Annotated in this window: 12 protein-coding genes and 1 pseudogene; 5 read left to right on the plus strand and 8 right to left on the minus strand. The window is 69.7% G+C overall.

What is annotated here, in order from left to right:
• Positions 1–253: 253 nt before the first annotated feature.
• Positions 254–448 carry a hypothetical protein gene (locus OP79_RS29465; RefSeq protein WP_425428624.1) on the minus strand — a complete coding sequence of 65 codons (195 nt, stop codon included), beginning with the start codon at positions 446–448 and terminating at the stop codon, positions 254–256.
• A 405-nt stretch (positions 449–853) separates the two neighbouring features.
• On the opposite strand from OP79_RS29465, the gene OP79_RS29470 reads away from it, so the two are divergent.
• The 3 genes and pseudogenes from OP79_RS29470 to OP79_RS29480 form a co-directional block, all read left to right on the plus strand.
• A complete protein-coding gene (locus OP79_RS29470; RefSeq protein WP_078492081.1) occupies positions 854–1,957 on the plus strand; it encodes a helix-turn-helix domain-containing protein in 1,104 nt (367 codons plus the stop codon).
• Positions 1,954–2,268, plus strand: a complete 315-nt coding sequence (locus OP79_RS29475; RefSeq protein WP_033324478.1) for a hypothetical protein — start codon at positions 1,954–1,956, stop codon at positions 2,266–2,268. The genes OP79_RS29470 and OP79_RS29475 overlap by 4 nt, the downstream gene beginning before the upstream one ends.
• 15 nt (positions 2,269–2,283) lie before the next feature.
• Positions 2,284–2,523 (plus strand): annotated as a pseudogene (locus OP79_RS29480) (PIN domain-containing protein); the annotation flags it as partial.
• A gap of 109 nt (positions 2,524–2,632) precedes the next feature.
• Here the strand turns inward: OP79_RS29480 and OP79_RS29485 are convergent.
• Both OP79_RS29485 and OP79_RS29490 read right to left on the minus strand, forming a co-directional pair.
• Complete coding sequence (locus OP79_RS29485; protein ID WP_033324481.1) at positions 2,633–3,877, minus strand: DUF3500 domain-containing protein; 1,245 nt, start codon at positions 3,875–3,877, stop codon at positions 2,633–2,635.
• A 25-nt stretch (positions 3,878–3,902) separates the two neighbouring features.
• Entirely contained in the window at positions 3,903–4,598 is a 696-nt protein-coding gene (locus tag OP79_RS29490) for a FadR/GntR family transcriptional regulator (protein ID WP_051745010.1), read from the minus strand.
• 76 nt (positions 4,599–4,674) lie between these two features.
• Between OP79_RS29490 and OP79_RS29495 the strand changes: the two genes are divergently transcribed.
• Positions 4,675–5,580, plus strand: coding sequence for a fumarylacetoacetate hydrolase family protein (locus OP79_RS29495; RefSeq protein ID WP_078492082.1), 906 nt, complete (start codon positions 4,675–4,677; stop codon positions 5,578–5,580).
• A 750-nt stretch (positions 5,581–6,330) separates the two neighbouring features.
• On the opposite strand, the gene OP79_RS29500 is transcribed toward OP79_RS29495, so the two are convergent.
• From OP79_RS29500 to OP79_RS29515, 4 genes are read right to left on the minus strand one after another with little or no spacing between them, the layout of a single operon-like run.
• Entirely contained in the window at positions 6,331–8,463 is a 2,133-nt protein-coding gene (locus OP79_RS29500) for a DEAD/DEAH box helicase (RefSeq protein ID WP_033324483.1), read from the minus strand.
• A complete protein-coding gene (brxD, locus tag OP79_RS29505; protein ID WP_033324485.1) occupies positions 8,460–9,791 on the minus strand; it encodes a BREX system ATP-binding protein BrxD in 1,332 nt (443 codons plus the stop codon). Before brxD ends, OP79_RS29500 begins: the two co-directional genes overlap by 4 nt.
• A complete protein-coding gene (gene pglZ, locus OP79_RS29510) occupies positions 9,788–12,583 on the minus strand; it encodes a BREX-2 system phosphatase PglZ (RefSeq protein WP_033324487.1) in 2,796 nt (931 codons plus the stop codon). Before pglZ ends, brxD begins: the two co-directional genes overlap by 4 nt.
• A complete protein-coding gene (locus OP79_RS29515) occupies positions 12,583–16,506 on the minus strand; it encodes a BREX-2 system ATPase PglY family protein (protein ID WP_033324489.1) in 3,924 nt (1,307 codons plus the stop codon). Before OP79_RS29515 ends, pglZ begins: the two co-directional genes overlap by 1 nt.
• A 350-nt stretch (positions 16,507–16,856) precedes the next feature.
• On the opposite strand from OP79_RS29515, the gene OP79_RS29520 reads away from it, so the two are divergent.
• Entirely contained in the window at positions 16,857–18,023 is a 1,167-nt protein-coding gene (locus OP79_RS29520; RefSeq protein WP_051745011.1) for a hypothetical protein, read from the plus strand.
• Here OP79_RS29520 and OP79_RS29525 read toward each other — a convergent pair.
• Positions 17,999–18,658: a hypothetical protein gene (locus OP79_RS29525; protein WP_033324490.1), complete on the minus strand. Its 660-nt coding sequence runs from the start codon at positions 18,656–18,658 to the stop codon at positions 17,999–18,001. The genes OP79_RS29520 and OP79_RS29525 overlap by 25 nt on opposite strands.
• Between the last annotated feature and the right edge of the window lie 77 nt (positions 18,659–18,735).

Below are 18,735 nucleotides of genomic sequence, written 5' to 3' on the forward strand. Positions count from 1 at the left end.
GTGCTCCACGGAACACTCCACCCTCACCCCCCGTGACGTCACCGCCCGGCTGGGAACAGGCGCCCGCCTCAGGTCCTGAAGGTCGTGAGCCATCGGCCTGGTAGGCCATCGCCCTTTGAGCGGCCCGTCGGGTACGGGACCTGGGTGCCGGCAACGCAGCTCGAGGAGGTGGGCTCGCGGCACCGCCCGCGTCGCGAACCCACCGGGATGCCGTGGCGGCCCGGGGGGGGTTCGTCGCCGTCGTCGGGTCGGTTCAGGGGACGGGCTGGGGTTCCTCGGAGTGTGCCGGGGAGTATGCCGGCGAATCCTTCTGGAGGCTGGTGCCTTCGATGTCGAGGTCGGGCAGCACCTTGTCGAGCCAGGCCGGCAGCCACCAGGCGTGGCTCCCTGCGAGGGCGAGCAGGGCGGAGACGAAGGTCATGCGGACGGCGAAGGCGTCGATGGCCACACCGCAGTCGAGCGTGCCTGCGGGTCGTCTCCCGCATCGCCGCTACGCCGAAAGGGCCGGCGCCACTTCTCCAGCCCCCACCCTGGGCGACGCCCTTCCCTTGACGACGGCATGCCACTCGCCACACTCGCCCTGTCCTGCACCTGACCTGCCTCGCCCTGGCCCACGCGTAGCCCTCGCTCCCGGGTCGTCGGCCGCCATCACGTGGTTGCGATGCCCTGCGGCGGGAAACTGACCTTCGTTCGCATCCCTCTCGCGCCGCACCGCCACCCACCGCAGACCGGCAGCTCGACCCTCCATCCTGCCAGCCCCATCAGCACCTCAGCCCGCGAACGACATCTCCAAGCGGCCGTGAAATCGCTTGGCAACTATCGATCCCGAATAGGGTGTGCAAAAATCACACACATGGATGGCGTGCAGAGCTGGGCCGAAGTGGGTGAGCGCATCGCTGAGGCGCGGCTTGCCGCGGGACTCAGCCAGGGCGAGCTGGCCTCGAGAGTCGATCTGGAGCGCACCGCCGTCGTCCGCATAGAGTCCGGCGACCGACGCATCACCGCGCTCGAGCTGTTCCGCCTGTCCGAAGCCCTGGGCGTGCCACTCGCACACCTCGTTTCACGGCCTCCAGCACCGCTGGTATCGCGACGCAGCGCCCTGGATGAGAACGCGGACGACACCTCACGTGCCCGATACCGTCTGGACGCCCGGCTCGAAGAGCACGCCCGCCATGCCCAGTGGCTCATCGCGCACCGGTTCCTGTCTCCGCCGGAGCCGGATCCCTCGCTCAAGCGGAGCGCCTCGGATGCCGACCCGGTCGCTCTCGCGGGCGCTGCACGCAGGGCGCTGGGAGTCCCTTCCGGGCCGCTGGGGCCGCTTGCGGATGTCGTTGAGCACCTGGGGCTTTATCTGACTGTGGTCGATGAGGCTGCCGAAGGGGCTTCGCTGCTGCTCGACGGCTTTGGAGTGGCCGTGATCAGCGGCCAAGCCGCTCCCGGCAGGCGCCGCTGGACCGCAGCCCACGAACTCGGCCACCACCTGCTGCAGGACGAGTACCACTCTGATGCGGGCGTGGCGGCCGGGCGGGATGAGCGTGAGCAGGTCATCGACCGATTCACCGAAGATTTCCTGCTCCCGGCCAGGGACGTCGTCAACGCCTGGAAGCGTGTCGATGAAGGCCACACCCCGAGGTCGGTATTGCTCGACCTGGCCGCCTCCTATCGGCTGTCCTGGAGCGCAGTGGTGCGCAGAGCACGCCACCTGGAGCTGCTCGACAGAGCAGAAGCACAGCGGCAGCAGGCGGATACGCCGGTCCGGGGCGACTTCCTGGCGGCACACGGCAGCCAGCCGGTTCCCGATCTCGAGATCGGAGCCACGGGTACCGACTGGCGAAAGGCAGCTCTCTCCGCCTGGGCCCAAGGAGCCATCACAGCCGCCCGCACGGTCGAACTGCTCTACGGCGCGGTGGCTGAAGACGAACTGCCCAGCCGAAACCTGGAGGAGTGCCTGCCGTGACCCAGGCCCCGCCTCCGGCATCCTCAGCATCGAGCACCGTTGGTCAGGTATGCGTCTGGGACACCTCTCCGCTCCACCATGCGATCAAGGCAGACAAGATCGACCTGCTGGCCGACATGGCGCGGACCTGGAACGGGACCCCACGCCGCAACGTCACCACGCAGACCGTTCTCGACGAGATCAGCCGGTACAGCCTGCCCCTGGCCGGACTCGACTGGCTCGAGGTAGTACACGTCGATCACCTCGAGGAACTCGCGGCGCTGGTCAAGTGGATGGATCTGGTGTCCGGCCAGAAATCGAACGAGGGTTAGGCCACCGTCCTCGCCTGGGCCGAAGTGCACGGTGCGGTGGCGGTGGTCGACGACGGTGACGCACGGCGCATCGCACGACGAGCCGGGCTCGAGGTCTGGGGCTCCCTCCGCGTCATCGCCGAAGCGGTCAAGGAGAGCCGCGCCACCGAATACGCGGCCAACGTCCTCGTAGACGCACTCATGGACAGCGGAATGTTCTGCCCCTGCCAGCGGGGCCAGTTCATCAACTGGGCCAAGCAGAAGAGCCTCCTGTGAGATCCCTCTACGTGTCCTGAGCCCTGGCTCCGATCCCGGCGGCCGACGCCCCTGACGCCAGCGCGAGAAAGCCCCCGCGCCGCACGGCGGCGTCCAGGCGGGTGAGGAGTCAGGTGTTCCGTTGCTGCCAGGCGCGTACGTAGGCGCGGCCGTAGTCGTTGCCGTGCGGGGTGCGCAGCATGGTGTGGATGTGGAACGGCTTCGGGGTGTCGTAGTCGAGGAAGACGCCGCAGTGGTGGTCGAGTTCGGCGATCAGCACCGGGGACTGGAGGCGGTAGTAGAAGACGTCGCCGACCTCGTGTCCGCCGATCCAGCTGAACCAGGTCTCGTCGAGGTGGTCGCTGATCTCGCGGAGGCGGGCCGCGCGGGGGCCTTGGGGCAGCAGGGACACGAACGACTCGGCGATCTTCAGGAGGATCTCCCGCGCCTGCTCGGGCATGTCCGCGGCTTGGAGGCCCTCCACCGGGATCACCCGGTTGTCCTGGAAGGCTCCGGCGAGGTGGCGTTCGTCGCCGGGGTGGATACGGCCGGGCGGCATGGCGTGGTCGACCATGTGCTGGTACACGGTCGCGGTGGCGCGCTGGTCCGGCGGGAGTACGGCCATCAGGTCCGTGCCGAGCCGGATCCGGTCGGTGAACGCCGGCCTGCCCGCGTGGGGGCCCTCGTCGATCTCGTTGGGTTCGGCGCCGAGGAAGACGGGGCTGACGACCATGCGGCCCTCGACGACGAGGCAGTGGACGGCGCAGTGGTGGCCGAACAGCTGCCAGCCCCACGGAGCTGTGGGATCGGGGTTGCCGTACAGGGCGACGTTGTAGCTGAACTCGTTGAGGATGCTCTGCAGGCCCACGACCTCGCCGAGGAAGCCGTTGATCAGCATCATGTCGTGCACCAGGCGGAAGCCGTCGGGGCTCAGCGACGCCTCGACCAGGGCGAGGGCCTTCTGCCGGACCTCGGGTGGCTGGAACTCCAGGCGGATGCCGGTGTCGAACTGCAGGAACTCCGGGTTGGCCCAGGTCTGCCACTCGACCGCGTCCGCCGGGTGGAGCAGCTGAGCACGGCCCTCGTCGTTCACCGCCGCCAGCAGGTCCCGCGCCGCGGCGACCATGTCGGCGACGGGCGCCTCCTCGCCGGGGCGGGCCGGCTCCCAGGCGTGCACCTCGGGCCGTAGCGTGCCGTCCTCGGTCACCCCGCGGAACTCGGCGAGTTGGAGGGGTTGCCAGCCGCGGATCAGCCCGCCGGTGAACGGGTCCCTCTTGGCCGCCTCGCGGTATGCGTAGGCGTCCATGCCCCTGATCGAGGACAGGCGCGGCGAGTCCGACGGGTAGAGGTACTTGCGGTACTCGGCTGAGGACATGACGGCTCCCGTGCCTTAAGTGCGTTCAGTCGGTGTGGTTGTGGTGCGCGACGGCCGCGCGGACGGCGTCCTCGTCCCCGGCGGCGATCGCCTCCACCAGGTCGGCGTGGATCCGCAGCCGCGCCGCTCGGTAGGCGTCGGCGTCCCGGTCGGCGGTGCGAGCGGTGGACGACGTGAGGTGCCCGAGCGTGCCGACGTAGACCGCGCGGGCCATCGTGTTCGGGCACAGCTGCGCGATGCGCTCGTGCAGCGCCCAGTTGGCGCGCATGAGCCCGTCCCAGTCCGGCGCGGCCGCCATGGCGGCCAGGCAGGCCCGCAGCGCCGGGATGTCGTCCTCGCCCGCGCACCGGGCGGCGCCGACGTCGATGAGCTCCTCCAGGTGGTTGCGGAGCTCGATGGCGTCCGCGACCGCTCCGGGCTCCCCCGCGACGCTGAGCAGGGTGTGGCGCAGCCGGACCACCGGGCTCTGGTCGGCGACGAACAGTCCGCCGCCGCGACCGGGGCGGATCTCGATCACCCCTCGGTCGCGCAGGAGCCGGATGGCCTCGCTGACCGTGGCGCGGGCCAGACCGGACTCCTGCCGGATGTCCTCGATGGTGCCGATCGCGGAGCCGGGACTCAGTTCGCGAATACGGCCCTGAAGTGCTGCGGCGAGCTGCTCGGCCCGCGTGCCGCCGGGAGCGCTCAGGCCGGCCAGCAGGGCGCGTTTCTCGATTGCCATGCCGCCATTCAATCATAAAGGTTGTAACCTTTAGAGGTGTATGGCGACCTGTCGTCGTCTGAGCCGGGGAGTGCGGATGCAGATCGTGGGAGTGGCTTACGGCAACACGGTGCAGGTGGCGAACCTGTCGCCCGACGGCGGGAGGCTCACCCTGGTGGCCGGACTGCGGGAGTTCTGGGCCGACCCCGAAGGGTGCCTGGCCCGCCCGGACGGCGAGACGCTGCCGGCAGGTCAGGCGCGCCTGGTGCCGCCGGTGCTGCCGGAGGCACAGATGCTGTGCGTCGGGCTGAACTACCTCGACCACGCCGCCGAAGGGTCCTACCGGGACCAGGAACTGCCCGAGCACCCCACGCTGTTCGCGCGGTGGACACGGTCCCTGACGGTCGGCGGTGCCGAGATCCCCGTACCTGCCACCGAGGACGGTCTGGACTGGGAGGGCGAGATCGTGGCCTGGGTGGGCCGCACGCTGGTGGACGCGTCCCCCGCCGAGGCACTCGACGCAGTGGTCGGCTACTCGACGTTCAACGACGTCACCGCGCGGCGGGCGCAGAAACTGACCTCACAGTGGATCCTCGGGAAGAACGCCGACCGCTCCGGCCCGCTGGGTCCCGTGGTGCCTGCCGGTGAGGTGGGCGACCTGCGGGACGGACTGCGGGTGCGGACCCGGGTCAACGGCACAACCGTCCAGGACGCCTCCACCCGCCAGATGATCCACCGCGTGGGCGAAACGCTGGCCCACATCTCACGCACCCTCACGCTGCACCCCGGCGACCTGCTGGCCACCGGCACCCCGTCCGGTGTCGGCTACGCCCGCACGCCGCCCTGGCTGCTGCGCCCCGGCGATGTGGTGGAGGTCGAGGTCGAACGCCTCGGGATCCTGCGCAACACGATCGTGGGCGCGGAGCACCGCCGGAATTCCCCTCCCGGGGATCTGCTCGATGAGGACGCCGGTGTTCCTGCGGTCCTCTCCCGGCAGGAGTAGTCGCCTTCCCCCGACGGGACAGGCAGGTTGGATCCAGTTCCGGACGCGGGAAGCGCCCAGTTACGGAAAAGGACCCCGGCCAGGCCAAAGGACCAGGCCAGAGCCCTGCTGGCAGACGAGTCGGGCTGTACGCCGGGGAGTGTCACCGCGGCGCTGTGACCTGGGCAAACAGGCAATGAGGGCTCTTGTGTGGCTACCTTGATGGCTACGTAGGACGACATCCCTCCGTGGAGCGGTCCGGACGCGGGCTGCGCCACTATTGGATAGCCATGCATGTGGACGAACTGGTCGGTGAGGTGCAGGAACAGCGAACCGTCGAGTGCCATGACGGCGACCGTTTTGGCGGACGCGCGAAAGAGCAAGGACTTCCCCCAAGCAGCACGAAGAGACTCGTGCGTGGGGGCAGGTCCTTCGAAACTCCACCGGGGTGGAGCGGAAGCCCGTCGGGCCGCGTTGACGATGTGTTGGAGGGTACCCCTGGCGGTACCGCAGCCGTACCGGTGGTCACAGTGGCGGACCGGCTTCGCGGGACGAGCAGTCTGCACAGGAGTCGCTGCGGGAGGCACGGGCAGCTCATGCGCTGTGGCTGAGGTACCTGGAGCAGCGGCGGCATCACCTCGGGAGGTAAGAGGCTGTTGGCAGCGGCGCTCGGCCGGATGCGGTACCGGGTCGACTCGTGTGAGGCTCGCCAAATGCCTGCTCGGCCCCAAACTGACGCCTTTACGCGACTCCTGGCGGGCGCCCAGGTACTCATCGTGGACGCACAACGAACCGCACAGATTCGGAAAGCACTCGCGCTGCCGACCCCAGGTCCGTCAGCCGCTTCGCCAGCGTCGATTCGGCGAGCTTGGGCGGCAGTGCCTCCGCGAACTTCAGGCCCTTGACCGCCCGCTCGTCGACCTCCGGCAGGCACAGATGGTCTGGGGCGGCGACCGAAACCTGCTTCCAGGCGTCGGGGGTGAGGTCCTCACGCAGACGGATCCAGCAGTCGTTGATCTGCTGGGCAGGTACGGCAACCTCGGCGAGCGTCGCCGCAAGCGTGGCGTTCGCCCGATGGCCGGCCCATGTCCACCACTTCACGTATCCACCCGAGCCACGGATGATCACCGTGCCTCCGGAATGCACCTCTTCCATGAAGTGCTCCCGTGCTTCGGCCAGGTACTTCTCCGCACGCGCCGTTAGGTCCACCGGCGGGTTCGCCCCGAGGAGCACTTCCCGGACCGCGCGTGTCAGTTCGAAGGAGATACCGAAGTCGAGTCCTGCGCCACTCCACTTCGCTCTGCCGCCGCCGTCGACGGGTTCGACGAAGCACCGCTTGCGCTTCCAGTCGATGTACGTGACCTGCCAGCTTCGCCCGGCCAGGAGCAACCTCCGCGGTCCCTCGATCCGTTCGGTGAGCAGGCTCGGATCCGTCCTGCCGATCTCCCTGCGGCCTTGCAGCACGGTGAACTGCGGTGGAGCCGTGAACACCGCCGTGAGGTTCATGAAGTGCCGGTGTCCGAAGCGCCGTTCGGCCTCAGGACCGATGAACAGGAGTCCGCCGTCCTGGTCCAGGTAGCCGTTGTCGACCAGGTGCCGGACGATCGGCTCGGCGGACTCGCCGAACGGGCCGAGACCGTTCCACCACTCCTGCCAGAGACGGTCCCCGACCTGCGGTTCCTGCAGGCACAGAGCGAGAAGCTGCTGGGCCACGATGTGCCGCGGCTCCGGCGGGGCGATGACGGGCTCCACCCAGCCGCGCGACCACTGCATGAGAAGAGCCGCTGCGCCGAGCAGTCCATCGCGATCCAGCGCGAGGAACAGGCAGTTGCGTGACGTTCCGGTCCTGCGTCCGGTGCGGCCCAGCCGTTGCAGGAAGGAGGCGACGGTGAGCGGGGCGTCGATCTGGATGACCCGGTCCAGATCACCGACGTCGATGCCGAGTTCGAGGGTGCTCGTGGAGACGATGACGCAGTCGCGGGCCTCGGCGAAGGCTTGTTCCGCGCGGCGGCGTTCGTCAACTGAGAGGGAGGCATGGGAGAGGAAGGTGGTCACGCCCTTGGCGCGCAGTTTCTCGCCCAGTTCCTCGACGAGCCTGCGGGACTCGCAGAAGACGAGCCGTTTCTCGCCGCGGTGCAGAGCCGCGATCATGGTGGCGGCGTTGTCGACGGAGCCCACGTAGTCGAGCTGGACGTCCGCCGGGGCCGGCGACGCCGCTGCCGATGTCTCCGGCTTCGGATCTACCAGGTTCGGTGCCACCACCGCGGACGGTTGCTTCCCCGCTCCGGATCCCTGCAGCCACAGCAGCAGCTCGTCCGGGTTTCCCACCGTCGCGGACAGCCCGACTCGCTGAATGGGACGTCCGACGACACGTTGTAGCCGCTCCAGGACGGCCAGCAGATGCCAGCCCCGGTCGTCCCCGGCGAAGGCGTGCACCTCGTCGACGACCACGGTGCGCAGTCCGGAGAAGAAGGAGGTGTGATCGACGTTCGCGCTCACCAGCATCGCCTCCAGCGACTCCGGCGTGGTGAGCAGGACGTCTGGCCGCGCGGCCAGAATCCGCTTCCGCGCGCCGGAGGTGACGTCCCCGTGCCACAGGGCGGCCGTGCGTCCGAGCCACGAGGTGTACGTCTCCAGCCGGGGCAGCAGGTTGTTCAGCAGCGCCTTGAGCGGACACACGTAGAGGACGGACGTCCCCGACCACTTCTGCTGCACCATCTTCGACAGCAACGGAAACGACGCGGCCTCCGTCTTACCTCCGGCAGTGGGCGCCAGAAGGATCGCGTCGTCACCCGCGAGTAGCGGCCCGATAGCCTCCTCCTGCAGCGGGCGCAGTCCGGGCCAGCCGAGCGTGTTGACGACGTGGTGGACTAGTGCGGGTTCGAGATCGTCGATGCCGCTCACGGCATCTCCAGGTCGATGTCTTCCGCGCGTGCGGCAGCCGCGTTGCGTTCCACTTCGGTCAGCTCGCCGTCCGCGATGGTGAGCGCGTAGTGCTTGCGTGGATCGAAGTCCTGGAACTCGTCCACCCGGTCGAGTACATCGGCGACGAGTTTGCGCAGGAAGACACGGGGCGCGACCCCGACCTTGCCCCCGAGTCCGCCGGTCACGGCAGTGGCGAGTTCCATGAGATACGCGTCGTCCACCTGCTGCTCGACTCGTTCCGGATGCCGGGCGGCGCCCGCGTACAGGTCGCGCACGCGCCTGCCCAACTCGCCGAGCCGCTCCAGGTCGAAGCCGGCGAGCCGCAGTTGGACCGCCCGCGGGGAGTCGAAGCGCGGGTCGGTGGTGAAGTCGGTCGCCAGCCGCTGCGCGAGCGGCGGAAGCCGCTGTGCGCCCTGTTGACCGTCGTAGAAGGCCGGTGTCCCCGTGATGACGAGGAACAGCCCTGGGAAGCGTCCCGCGTCGATCTCGTCGAGAAGCTGCCGCAGCGCGTTGAGTCCCTTCTCCCGTACGTCACCGCGCACCCGCTGAAGGGTCTCGATCTCGTCGAGGACGAGCAGCAGACCGGGGTGGCCGCAGTCCCGCAGCACGGTGAGCAGCCCCTGTAGGAAGCCGAGCGCCGCGAAGTGGTCGAGGTCGCCCCGCACCCCGGCGGCCCGGCGTGCCGATGCGGCGACGGACTTCTGACCGCCGAGCCAGGCGATGAGGGCTTCGGCAGTCGCCGCGTCGTCGGCCGCGACCGCGCGCCGGTACCCGCGCAGTGCCGCGGCGAACGCCGGTGTGGTGCGGGCCACTTCAGCGAGCCGACGCTCCATCAGTGCGTCGACGGCCTGGCCCAGCGCCGCTTCGTCCTCCTCGTCCACGTCCCCGTTGTCGAGGACCTCCTCCTCCAGGGTGTAGAACCAGGAGTCGACGATCGCGCGCAGCGCACTGGGCTGGTGGGTCGCCGTGGACAGCCGCTCGGTGAGCCGGCGGTACACCGTCTCCAGCCGGTGCAGAGGTGTCTCCGTCTCGGAGATCTGGACCTCGGCCGTGGCGAGCCCGGCGCGCTTGGCTCGTTCGGCGAGCCAGCGTGCGAAGAAGGTCTTGCCGGATCCGTACTCGCCACGGATGGCGTGGAAGGCGGCTCCGCCCCGCGCCACCGTGGCCACATCGTCGTCGAGTGCGCCGGTGAACCGGTCGAGGCCGACCGCGAAGAGGTCGAGCCCGGAGTGCGGCACGGTGCCCCGGCGCAGTGCGTCGACGACTTCCCGCCGCCGGACGGCGCTGACCTCGGGTGCGGAGCTCACTTGCTCTCCTTCGGGAAGAACTGGTCCCGCAGCAGCTTCACATCGAGTCGGACAGTGTGCCCGGCGTCGATGAACCCGAGTACGGGATATCCCTCGACGTTCAGCAGTCGCTGCAAGGTCGCGATGAAACCGTCGATGTTGCGCCGTACCCGCCCGGTCGCGGAGACCGCCGAGGCGAGAGCGGCCGGCGACATGGTCTCGCCCGCCTCGGTCAGCGCGTCGATGACGGCAGCCACCACATTGGCCTCGGGCGCCTTCCGCACGTATTCCTTCTGGGCTTCGTACACCTCGCTGGCGACGACGCGCGCACCAAGGGTGGCCGGGGTGTCGGGCACGGCCGCCTTTCCGCCGGACGGCACCCCGAGATCGGCCTCGGCGAAGAGACCTTCGCCCTCCGCCCGCGTCCGCCTGGTGCCGGACCTGGGCCTGACCGCCTGTTTCTGCCGCTCCTCGACCGCCGTCCCGGTCTGTTCGGCCACCGGCTCGAGCACCGATGCCTGCCACCACGCCGGGGTCGCCTGCTCGCGCGGCAGCACCTCCCATCCCTTGGGCATCATCGCCTTGTCCGGGAGGAGGACGAGCACCGGCACCGTCACTTCTGCCAGGGACGCCCCGCCGTGGTAACCCGCTCTGCGGCCGGTGTAGCGAATGTCCTCGCGCCAGGGAGCGACGATGGTGCCGCCGCCTTCCCACACGCGGGGACCGGCCAGCTGAACCTCGCCGTCACGGGAGGTGCCCGTACGCCACCTGGCCGCTGCCGCGCCTCCCCCGTTCGTCGGGCCGTCGCTCGTGCCGCGCTCCAGCACATGGCCGTGGTCGGCGACCAGCACGACGGGGCGGCCGTATCCCTTGGCGGCGGTGAGCAACTCGCGCAGGTAGGTGATGTCGTCGACGCTCCAGCGGGTCCGCTGCCCCTGCTGGCCCTTGTCGAGCGCGTCGTCGATGGTGTTCAGTACGACGCCGATGACCGCGTCGGTGGCGAGTGCGGCCACGACGTGCTCGGACAGGTAGCGCCCAGCGTCTCCCCCTATACCGGCCTTGTGGAAGAGGACCCCTTCTCTCCGCTGCGTCTTCCAGAACGCGGCGAATCCCGAACTCTCCGTGCTCTGGCCGCCCTTGGTGGCCGAAGCGGTGAGCAGGGAGGCACGGCTGACATCGGTGACGGAGGGCAGCATCGACACGGCTGCCATGCGCCGCAGGGCCTGTCCCTCGGAGGGCCTGGGAACGGCCTCGGTCCACCCTTCGCGCTCGACCTCCTCTCCGAGCTGGACGGCGACGGCACTGCTCATGCCGTCCAGTACGAGGACCAGGGGTGCCGCGCCCGTGGCGGCAACCGGCTTGACCGCTTCGGGCAGCACATTCTCGACGACCAGGCAACCACCAGGGAACTGAGCCGTGGCGTTCTCCGTCCAGGCGGCCAGCCGCCCGGCGAACTCCTCGTCCAGTCGCTCCCGTCGGGCCTGCGCCAGTTCGTACAGCACACGGAAGTCCTGTGCCACGCCTTGATCGCCCCTGGGGTCGCCGGCCCACAACACGGCCAACGCCCGGTCGACCCACCCCCAGTCCGCGAGCTGCGTCCGAACGCCTGCCGCGACAGAGGGGACTCGGGGGTCGGGGAGAGCGAGCCAACGTGCGATGCGCACGGCCGTGGCGGCTGCCCGGTGACGGTCCGCGTACAGCTTCACGAGCGCGTGGGCGTTCAGCTCCTCGAGTGCGGCCTGGGCCGCTTCCGGTGACTGCCGTGCCGCGGCGGTCACGTGGCGCAGCTGCGCCGTGAAACTCGACGGCAGGAAGCGGTTGGAGACGAGCCCCGAGGTCAGCCCCGTGTCCGCGGCCAGCTTGTCGGCGCGGTCGAGGACGGCGAAGACCCGCTGCCGCGCTGCGGGATTGCCGTGCGCCTCGCCGATCCAGCGGATCAGCGTTCCCTCGACCGCCTCGGTGAAGGCCTGCAGCTCACCACGGCGCGGCATCACCTGCCCGAACAGCCCGCCCAGGGCCAGCACCGTGTCCGGGCTCGCGGCGGGGTCGCGCAGGGCGGCGCCGAGCAGCCCGAGCGCCATCGCGTCGTGCCCGTGCCCGGCCTCGACCAGAGACAGGAGGACAGGCACCGCCTGGCCCGCCGTCTCACCGAGCCACTTCTTCATCTCGGTGCGCTCGGTCTGCTGCAGCTCGGCGAAGCGCAGTGGCCCGGCGGGCGTGCGGGACCAGGCGAGCAGGGTGTCCGCGTCGACGGCGACGTCCTGCCCCGCCGTACCACCGTTCCCGTCGCCGCCGAGTCCGAGTCTGGCCACGACGAGGGCGCGCACGGCCGCGTCGCGGGTCAGGACGGCACGGCCGCGCTCCCAGCCCTGGCCGGGTTCGGCCTCGAGCAGGGCTTCGAGCAGCCATGCCTCCTCGCGCGCGTACATGCGCGGGTCGAGGCTCGTGGCGCCGAAGCGCTGCATGACGATCTCGGCGTTGTCCACGGTGAGGGTCTGCCGCTTCACCGCGTGACCGCGCAAGTCCCACCCGAGCTGGTCGTCGTCGACCCCGGTGGTCACGACGAGCAGGTCAGCATCGGCCGTCTTCTCCTGGTGTTCCGCCCATTCGCCGACGATGCCGAGCACCGACGACTGGTGGCTCACCCGGACCCGCCGGGTCTCCTCCCCCACCTTGACGCTGAACTCCGGCGGAGCGTTGTCCGCGTACCGTCCGTGCACCAGGACGAGCCTGTGGTCCTTCAAGCCCTTGGCGTAGGCGGCGAGCAGTGCCTCGACCGTACGGCGGCCGACCGGCGGCAGGGTCGCGGCCATCAGCGCCCGGTCTCCTCGGTCTCGGCGGGCACCGGCTGCCAGGACACCTGGATACGCGTGCCGGGGTGCGCCTCGACGTACAGCCTGATCTCGTCCTGTACGTCGGCGAGCATGGCGGCGAGAGTCGCTTCGAGCCGTGTCGGCTCCACCACGTGCGGGGCGCGGGGACTCGGCGTACGCGCGGCGCCGCCGCCCTGGGGCTCGTCGCGCGAGGTCGGCTGCCGCGACCCGCCGGACACCGCCCCCGGGTCGGAGGAGACCGTCGGCTGCCCGTGCTCGGTGAGGCTGACGTCGTCCGCGGTCGGCCGGGGCTGCGGCGGTACCGGCTGGGCGACCTGGGCCAGCCGCGCCACCTCGTTGACCAGGCCGAGGGCCTGCTCCTGCAGCCGATCGAGCACGGGCACGAGGGAGCGCACCTGCTCATGGTCGTTCGCGGTGTCGTGCACGGCCTCGATCAACCGCGCCGCCCGGTCCCCCACGCTGTCGTCGCGCTCCGCGAAGGCACGCACGCTCGCCAGCAGCCGCCAGTTGGTGCCGTCGAGGGCGCGCAGCACCTCGGGGGCCTGCTTGAGGGCGGTCCCGATCTCCTGGTCCGTCGCCTCGTAGGCGACGGCGGCGAGTTCACGCACGACCGCGGTGGAGTCGCCGAGCCGTACCAGCCGGGCGATGAGGTCGGCGGCCGCGTCGGTGGACTTCATGCGCGGGGCGTCCGCGCCGTGCGGCCCGCTCAGGCCGAGGGCTTCGGCATGCTTGCGCAGCGAGGTCCGCATGCCGTCCACGTGCTCGCGGTACTCCGCGGCCTCCTTGAGCACTCCACCGGCCAGCTTGGCGACGTTCCGCGCGACCCGCGCCGGGGGCACGGGGACGCCGAAGATCCTCCCGGCCCGCTCCCGGGCCGTGGCGAACTCCTCGTCGCTGGGCATTTCCACGGCCCGCAGCCCGTAGCCGGAGCCGATGCGTTCGAGTTCGGGGGCCTGCGGCAGCGGCGAGGTCTGGTAGACCCAGGTCCGGTCGTCGAGCAGCGCGTACGTCGCGATGATCAGGTTGACGACGTTCTTCTCCAGGCCGGTGTAGCCGAGTTCGCGGATCCAGGTGCGGATGTCCTCGACGGACAGGTCCGGTCCGGCCTGGGCGTCGGCGGCCTTCTGGTTGATGCGCAGCCGCCAGTCGAAGGTCAGGTTGAGCGGCCCGTCGTGGACCTCGCCGAGGCCGAGGGCGTGCACGATCTTCCGGACAGTGGCCAGTTGGTGCCCGTCCACGACGACCCGGCGGGACCCGTCCTCCATGGCCCGCCCGATCCATTCGAGGGCGGTCTTCAGCTCGCGCGAGGTGACGGCACGGCGTCCGGGCCCCGGAGCCGCGCCCGGATCGAAGTCAGGATGCTTCGGATAGAGCACGGCGTACAGCTCGTCCGCGATGATGAACAGGTTCTGCTCGAAACCGGCCCCCGCCTCCGGCCGCGCCCTGGTGTAGCCGGACTTGAGGGACCACAGGTGCTGGCGCTCGGGCACCTCCGCGCCGACGTTGGCCGCCTCCGCCTTGGCGATGCCGTACAACTGCTGCAGTACGGCGGTGAGTTGTGAGGTGAGGTTCTCGCTCTGCGCCTTGAGCTGGTGGCGGATCTGGATGCGCTCGTCGGCGGAGCGGGTGGCGGTGGCCTCGTCCAGCCGGTCACGCTCCAGCAGATAGTTGATCTTCAGGAGCCGTCCGAGCTGGGTCAGCTTCTGCTCGGAGAAGAAGTCCGGCAACCATACGACGGTGGCCTCGTCCTTGCCCGCCCGCCGCAGCGTCTCGACGCGATGCACATCGTCCATCGGCGAGTGCTTGCCGTCGTCGAAGGGGTAGTCCAGCACGAACCGGATGTTGCCCTCGGTCTGCGGCTGGAACTGCTCGTCCGGAAGATGCGAATCCCGTACGTTGCCGAAGACGAACTCGGCCGTCCGTTTCGTCCCCCGCCACACGATCTCCCGCTCGCACACGAACGCCTGGGTGTCCCTGATGCCGAGCGCGGCCCACAGCTGATCTTTGATCCACTGCCGCCTGAGGCCGGGCTGGTCCGCGCTCCCCTGCACCTCTTCGAGCAGCGGCTCGACGTCGACGTCCGAGAGGTGCAGGTGGAAGACGGGGTCGCCCGTGCTGTCGCCCTCGCTGCGCAGCTCACCGAACTCGGCGGCCTGCAGTTCCTTCAGCGCCTTCGCCGCGACCGAACCTGCCGATCCGACCCGGGTCTTGATGGTGCCGTGGTTGAGCGCGGCCAGCCGTCCGCCGGTCAGCCGCGCCAGCGCGGGCACGTTGGGCGCGAGCGCGGCGAGGAGCAGCGTCTTGATGAGCCGGTTGTCACGCCGGTAGTGCGGATGGTCGACGGATCCGTACTTCTGCAGCAGATGCGCCCGCACGCGTGCGTGGAACCGGTCCGCGATCTCCGACTCCTTGCGCAGCTTGGCGGTGAACGCCTCGCCCTTGCGCTCGGCAATGACGTCCCACAGGTCCCCTATGGGAATCAGGTCACCCATCTTGAGATCGTCACGGCGCCGCTTCAGCAGCTCCTGCACCAGCTTCAGACCGGTCCGCTCCCGCTGCAGCGCGCCGGACAGGTCGACGAGCACGTTGAGCAGCGCGGGAGAGAGCGGATACAGGGTCCGGAAGTCGTCCCAGTCGGCGTCGGTACGCCCGTGCGCGTCCAGCAGGACCTGCCGCACCTCGTCCTTCGACGACTCGACGATCCTGAAGGCGTCGTCGCGCGCCTGCTCCATCCCCGGCTTGGGTGCGAGCACACGATGCTTGATGATCTCGACGAGGTTGCTGTCCTCCAGATCGACGACCTCGACACGTCCTGCGAGGTACTTGATCTGCTGTTCCAGGTTCTGGACGTCGGCCCCGGCCACGTCCGAGCCGATCAGCTGCGAAAGGTCACGCTGCCGGGAGATGAACGACACGATCGGAACCGGCCGGTCGTTGTCCCCCGACTCGATCAGCTTGACCAGCTTCTGCACCTGTTCGCGGACGAAGTCCTGCTCGCCCATGTGCGCCTGCAGCCAGAGGATCAGCTCGTCCAGGAACAGTACGACGCCGTCGTAGCCGAGGGACTTGGCGTGCCGGGAGATGACCGACAGCCCGTTCTCCAACGGCAGGAAGGCCTCCCTGTCGCCACGGGCGCCCTGGGCGTACGCCGCCATGGGCCCGGACAGCAGGGCGGAGACGAGCGCGTCGCGGTCGGGGTGTCCGGCCGGGGCCTCGAAGGCGCGGTCGAGGTCGGCGGAGGTCCAGCTGCTCCTGGCCGGCCCGTCGCCCGCGTCGAGAACCTCCAGGTCGTCCTCGTCCTCCTCCCCGGCAGCCACCGCGCCCCCGGGGGCCACCGCCAGGGCGCCCTCCCCCAGCCACTGCACGAACTTCGCGTCGTCGGCGAGGAACTCCCGTTGCCGTCGCGCGTCCGCGAGCATGGCGTCCGCGCGGTAGACGGCGGGCGTCGGCTTGCCCGGCTCCTGGGTGCGCACCCCGTGCACGTACCCGCCGAGCAGGGCCGAGTCCAGGTCCGTCGCCCCGACGAGGTGGTAGGGCACCATCAGGAACCGCCGGTCGCGCAGCCAGTCGTCGTGCTCGGCGATGACTTCCTGCAGGCGGGGCTTGGCGCGGGCCGCTGGATTGTTGTTCAGCACGGCGTGCAGCACGGTCAGGAAGTGGCTCTTACCTGCGCCGAAGGAACCGTGCAGATAGGCCGCGTGCGAGTTGCCCGACCTGACGGCCGTCTTGACCAGACCGAGCGCGTCCCGGAAGGCCTCCTGCAACTGGTCGGTGACCACGTACTCCGCGACCCGGGCATCGGTCTCGGTGAACCCACTGGAGAGCTCGATCTTGAAGTCGCCGGCATGGACGTCTTCCTTGATCTCGATGACATCCCGCAGGAAGAGTTCACTGGTCGGCATCCGGCTCTCGTTCCCTCTGCTCACTCGACGGCCTTGACGGCACTCGGACCACGCCTGCACGGGCGCGACCTCCAATCTTGCCAGTCTCGGCATGCCCGGCGCCCAGGCCGGGAGCAAGTTCCGTGACCCCTCGATCACGTTGGGCGACCACCGGGCGGACTTTGGTCGCCGTGCGTGACGAAAGGGACGTATGCGGCGACCTCGAGCCGCGCAAGGAGCCTTGTCGGCGCCACAGATGGCGTGGCTTGGAACGGCTCCACCGCAGGCAGGCGGTCTTGCGGGCCCCGTCTCACGGCTCTGACAGTGAGGGCGAGCGGGCCGGTTTTGATGACCGTGAGGGGGACGATCTCATGGGGGACGGGATCGAAGGAATCGACGAGCTGCTGCGGGACCGATTGCTGATCATGGCCAGGGATCGGTGGGCGATCGATGTACTGCCACACGTCCGACCTCGGACAGGAGGGCTGGTCCTGACCGGCGCCGACGCCCCGGTCAGGTGCAGGGAGATCCGCAACGCCTTCCCCAGCATGGTCGTGGCGATGGATCTCGAGAGCCACACACGGGAGGTCGCCTCGGCCGACGCGCCCTTCGGCCTCAGGACCGGCTACGGCTGGCGCTCTCTGGACCTGACCGACCTGAACGAGATTCTGGACGGCCAGCGCGAGAACAAGGCGTCGTTCGCGGTGACACCCACGTGTTTCATCCCGGCGGACGAGACGGGTGACGCGGCAGTGCTCAAGGCGGTGATCAGGGAGGCCAACCGGCTGCGCCGCGAGGACACCGTGGTGCTGCTGCCGTGCAGTTACCGGTGGCTGAAGGGTGTTTCGCTGCTGCATCTCGTAGAGCAGATACGGGCCTGTCGACACCCGGTGGCCCTGATCATGCAGGCGGACACGGATCCCCTCAATCGATCCCATGTACCCGAAGGCTTGAGGCAGTTGTGCCGCTCCTGTCCGCGCCTGCTTCTCTGGCGGACCGACCTCGCCGCCTTCGACGCGATGGCTCACGGGGCACTGGGAGCGGCGGTCGGGGCATCGGCGGTTCTCCGCTTCGGCGTGGCTCCGCGCCCTGACAACGGGGGCGGCGGGCACAAGCCGTACACGGTGGTGCTGGTACGGGGGCTGCTGCGCTACCTGCGCGTGGCGACGCTCCAGGACTGGTTCGCCCGCACCGATCCGTGGACATGCGACTGTGCAGTGTGCAAGGGCGCGGCTCTCACGCGGTTCACGGACAGCGACGCGGACGTGCTTGCCGCATTGCAGCACACGGTCCGCGAACTCTACGCGCTGCACGAAGAGTTGGACTCGACGCTACCGGGGCACGAACGCATCGAGTGGTGGCGACAGAAACTCACCGACTCCTGGGAGCATCACCGTCTGCTGGCCTCGCAGACGGACACGGAGGTCTCGTTTCCGAAGGTGCTTCAGGCCTGGCGCCGGCCGAGCCCGCTGCCGTTGCCGTCGCCCGCGACGGAGAAACCCCGTAGCGCCGGTCAGGACCAGTCCGGCCCGAGCTGACGCCAGGCCTGCTCGTGGAACAGCCACTGGGCGGGTGAGTGCCGCTGGGGGCGGTACGGGGCGGGTTCCAGGAGCCAGCGCAGCCCCCGGGGGCTCTGGGTGGCGACGCCGACGCCGTAGAAGCGGGCCTTGAGGAGGAGGAGATCGAGGTCGGGGTGGGGTTGGGGGTCAGGGACATGGTCGGGAGAGGCGGGTTTGTCGCCATGTTCCGATTCCGTGGACTTTGATACGACGACTCCGCGCGCGCAGAACGGCGCGAACTGCGAGGCGTCCCGGACGGCGGAGTCCCACTCGCGGGGGGGGATGCCGTCGGGGCCGTGGACGAGGACCAGCTCGACGCGGGTAGCGGGGACCAGGCGCCGTACGGCCGAGGCGGGGTTCTCGCCGATTCCTATGTCTACGACGCCTGGGGGTGCCGCGTGAAGCACACGCAGGGCGTACGCATCCAGCGACCCGAGCGGTATGGGGAGGCCTACGGGTAGGTCGTACAGCGCGGTGAGCAGCGCCCGGCCGTCGACAGCTCCGAGGCCGGCGTCGGAGCGGCGGCGGACCTCGTCTCCGAACACCGTGACGGCGGCCTGCACCTGCTGACCTCGCAGCCTCAGCCCGACGAGCGCCTGCTCGGTAAGCAGCATCTCCTTGTGTCCTTGTCGGTCGGGGCTGGTTCGACTCCTGTTGTCTATCAGCCCCGTGCACGCTCGGCACAACCTCC

This window comes from Streptomyces yerevanensis, assembly GCF_000716805.1.
In the GTDB taxonomy this organism is placed as follows: Bacteria; Actinomycetota; Actinomycetes; order Streptomycetales; family Streptomycetaceae; genus Streptomyces; species Streptomyces flaveus.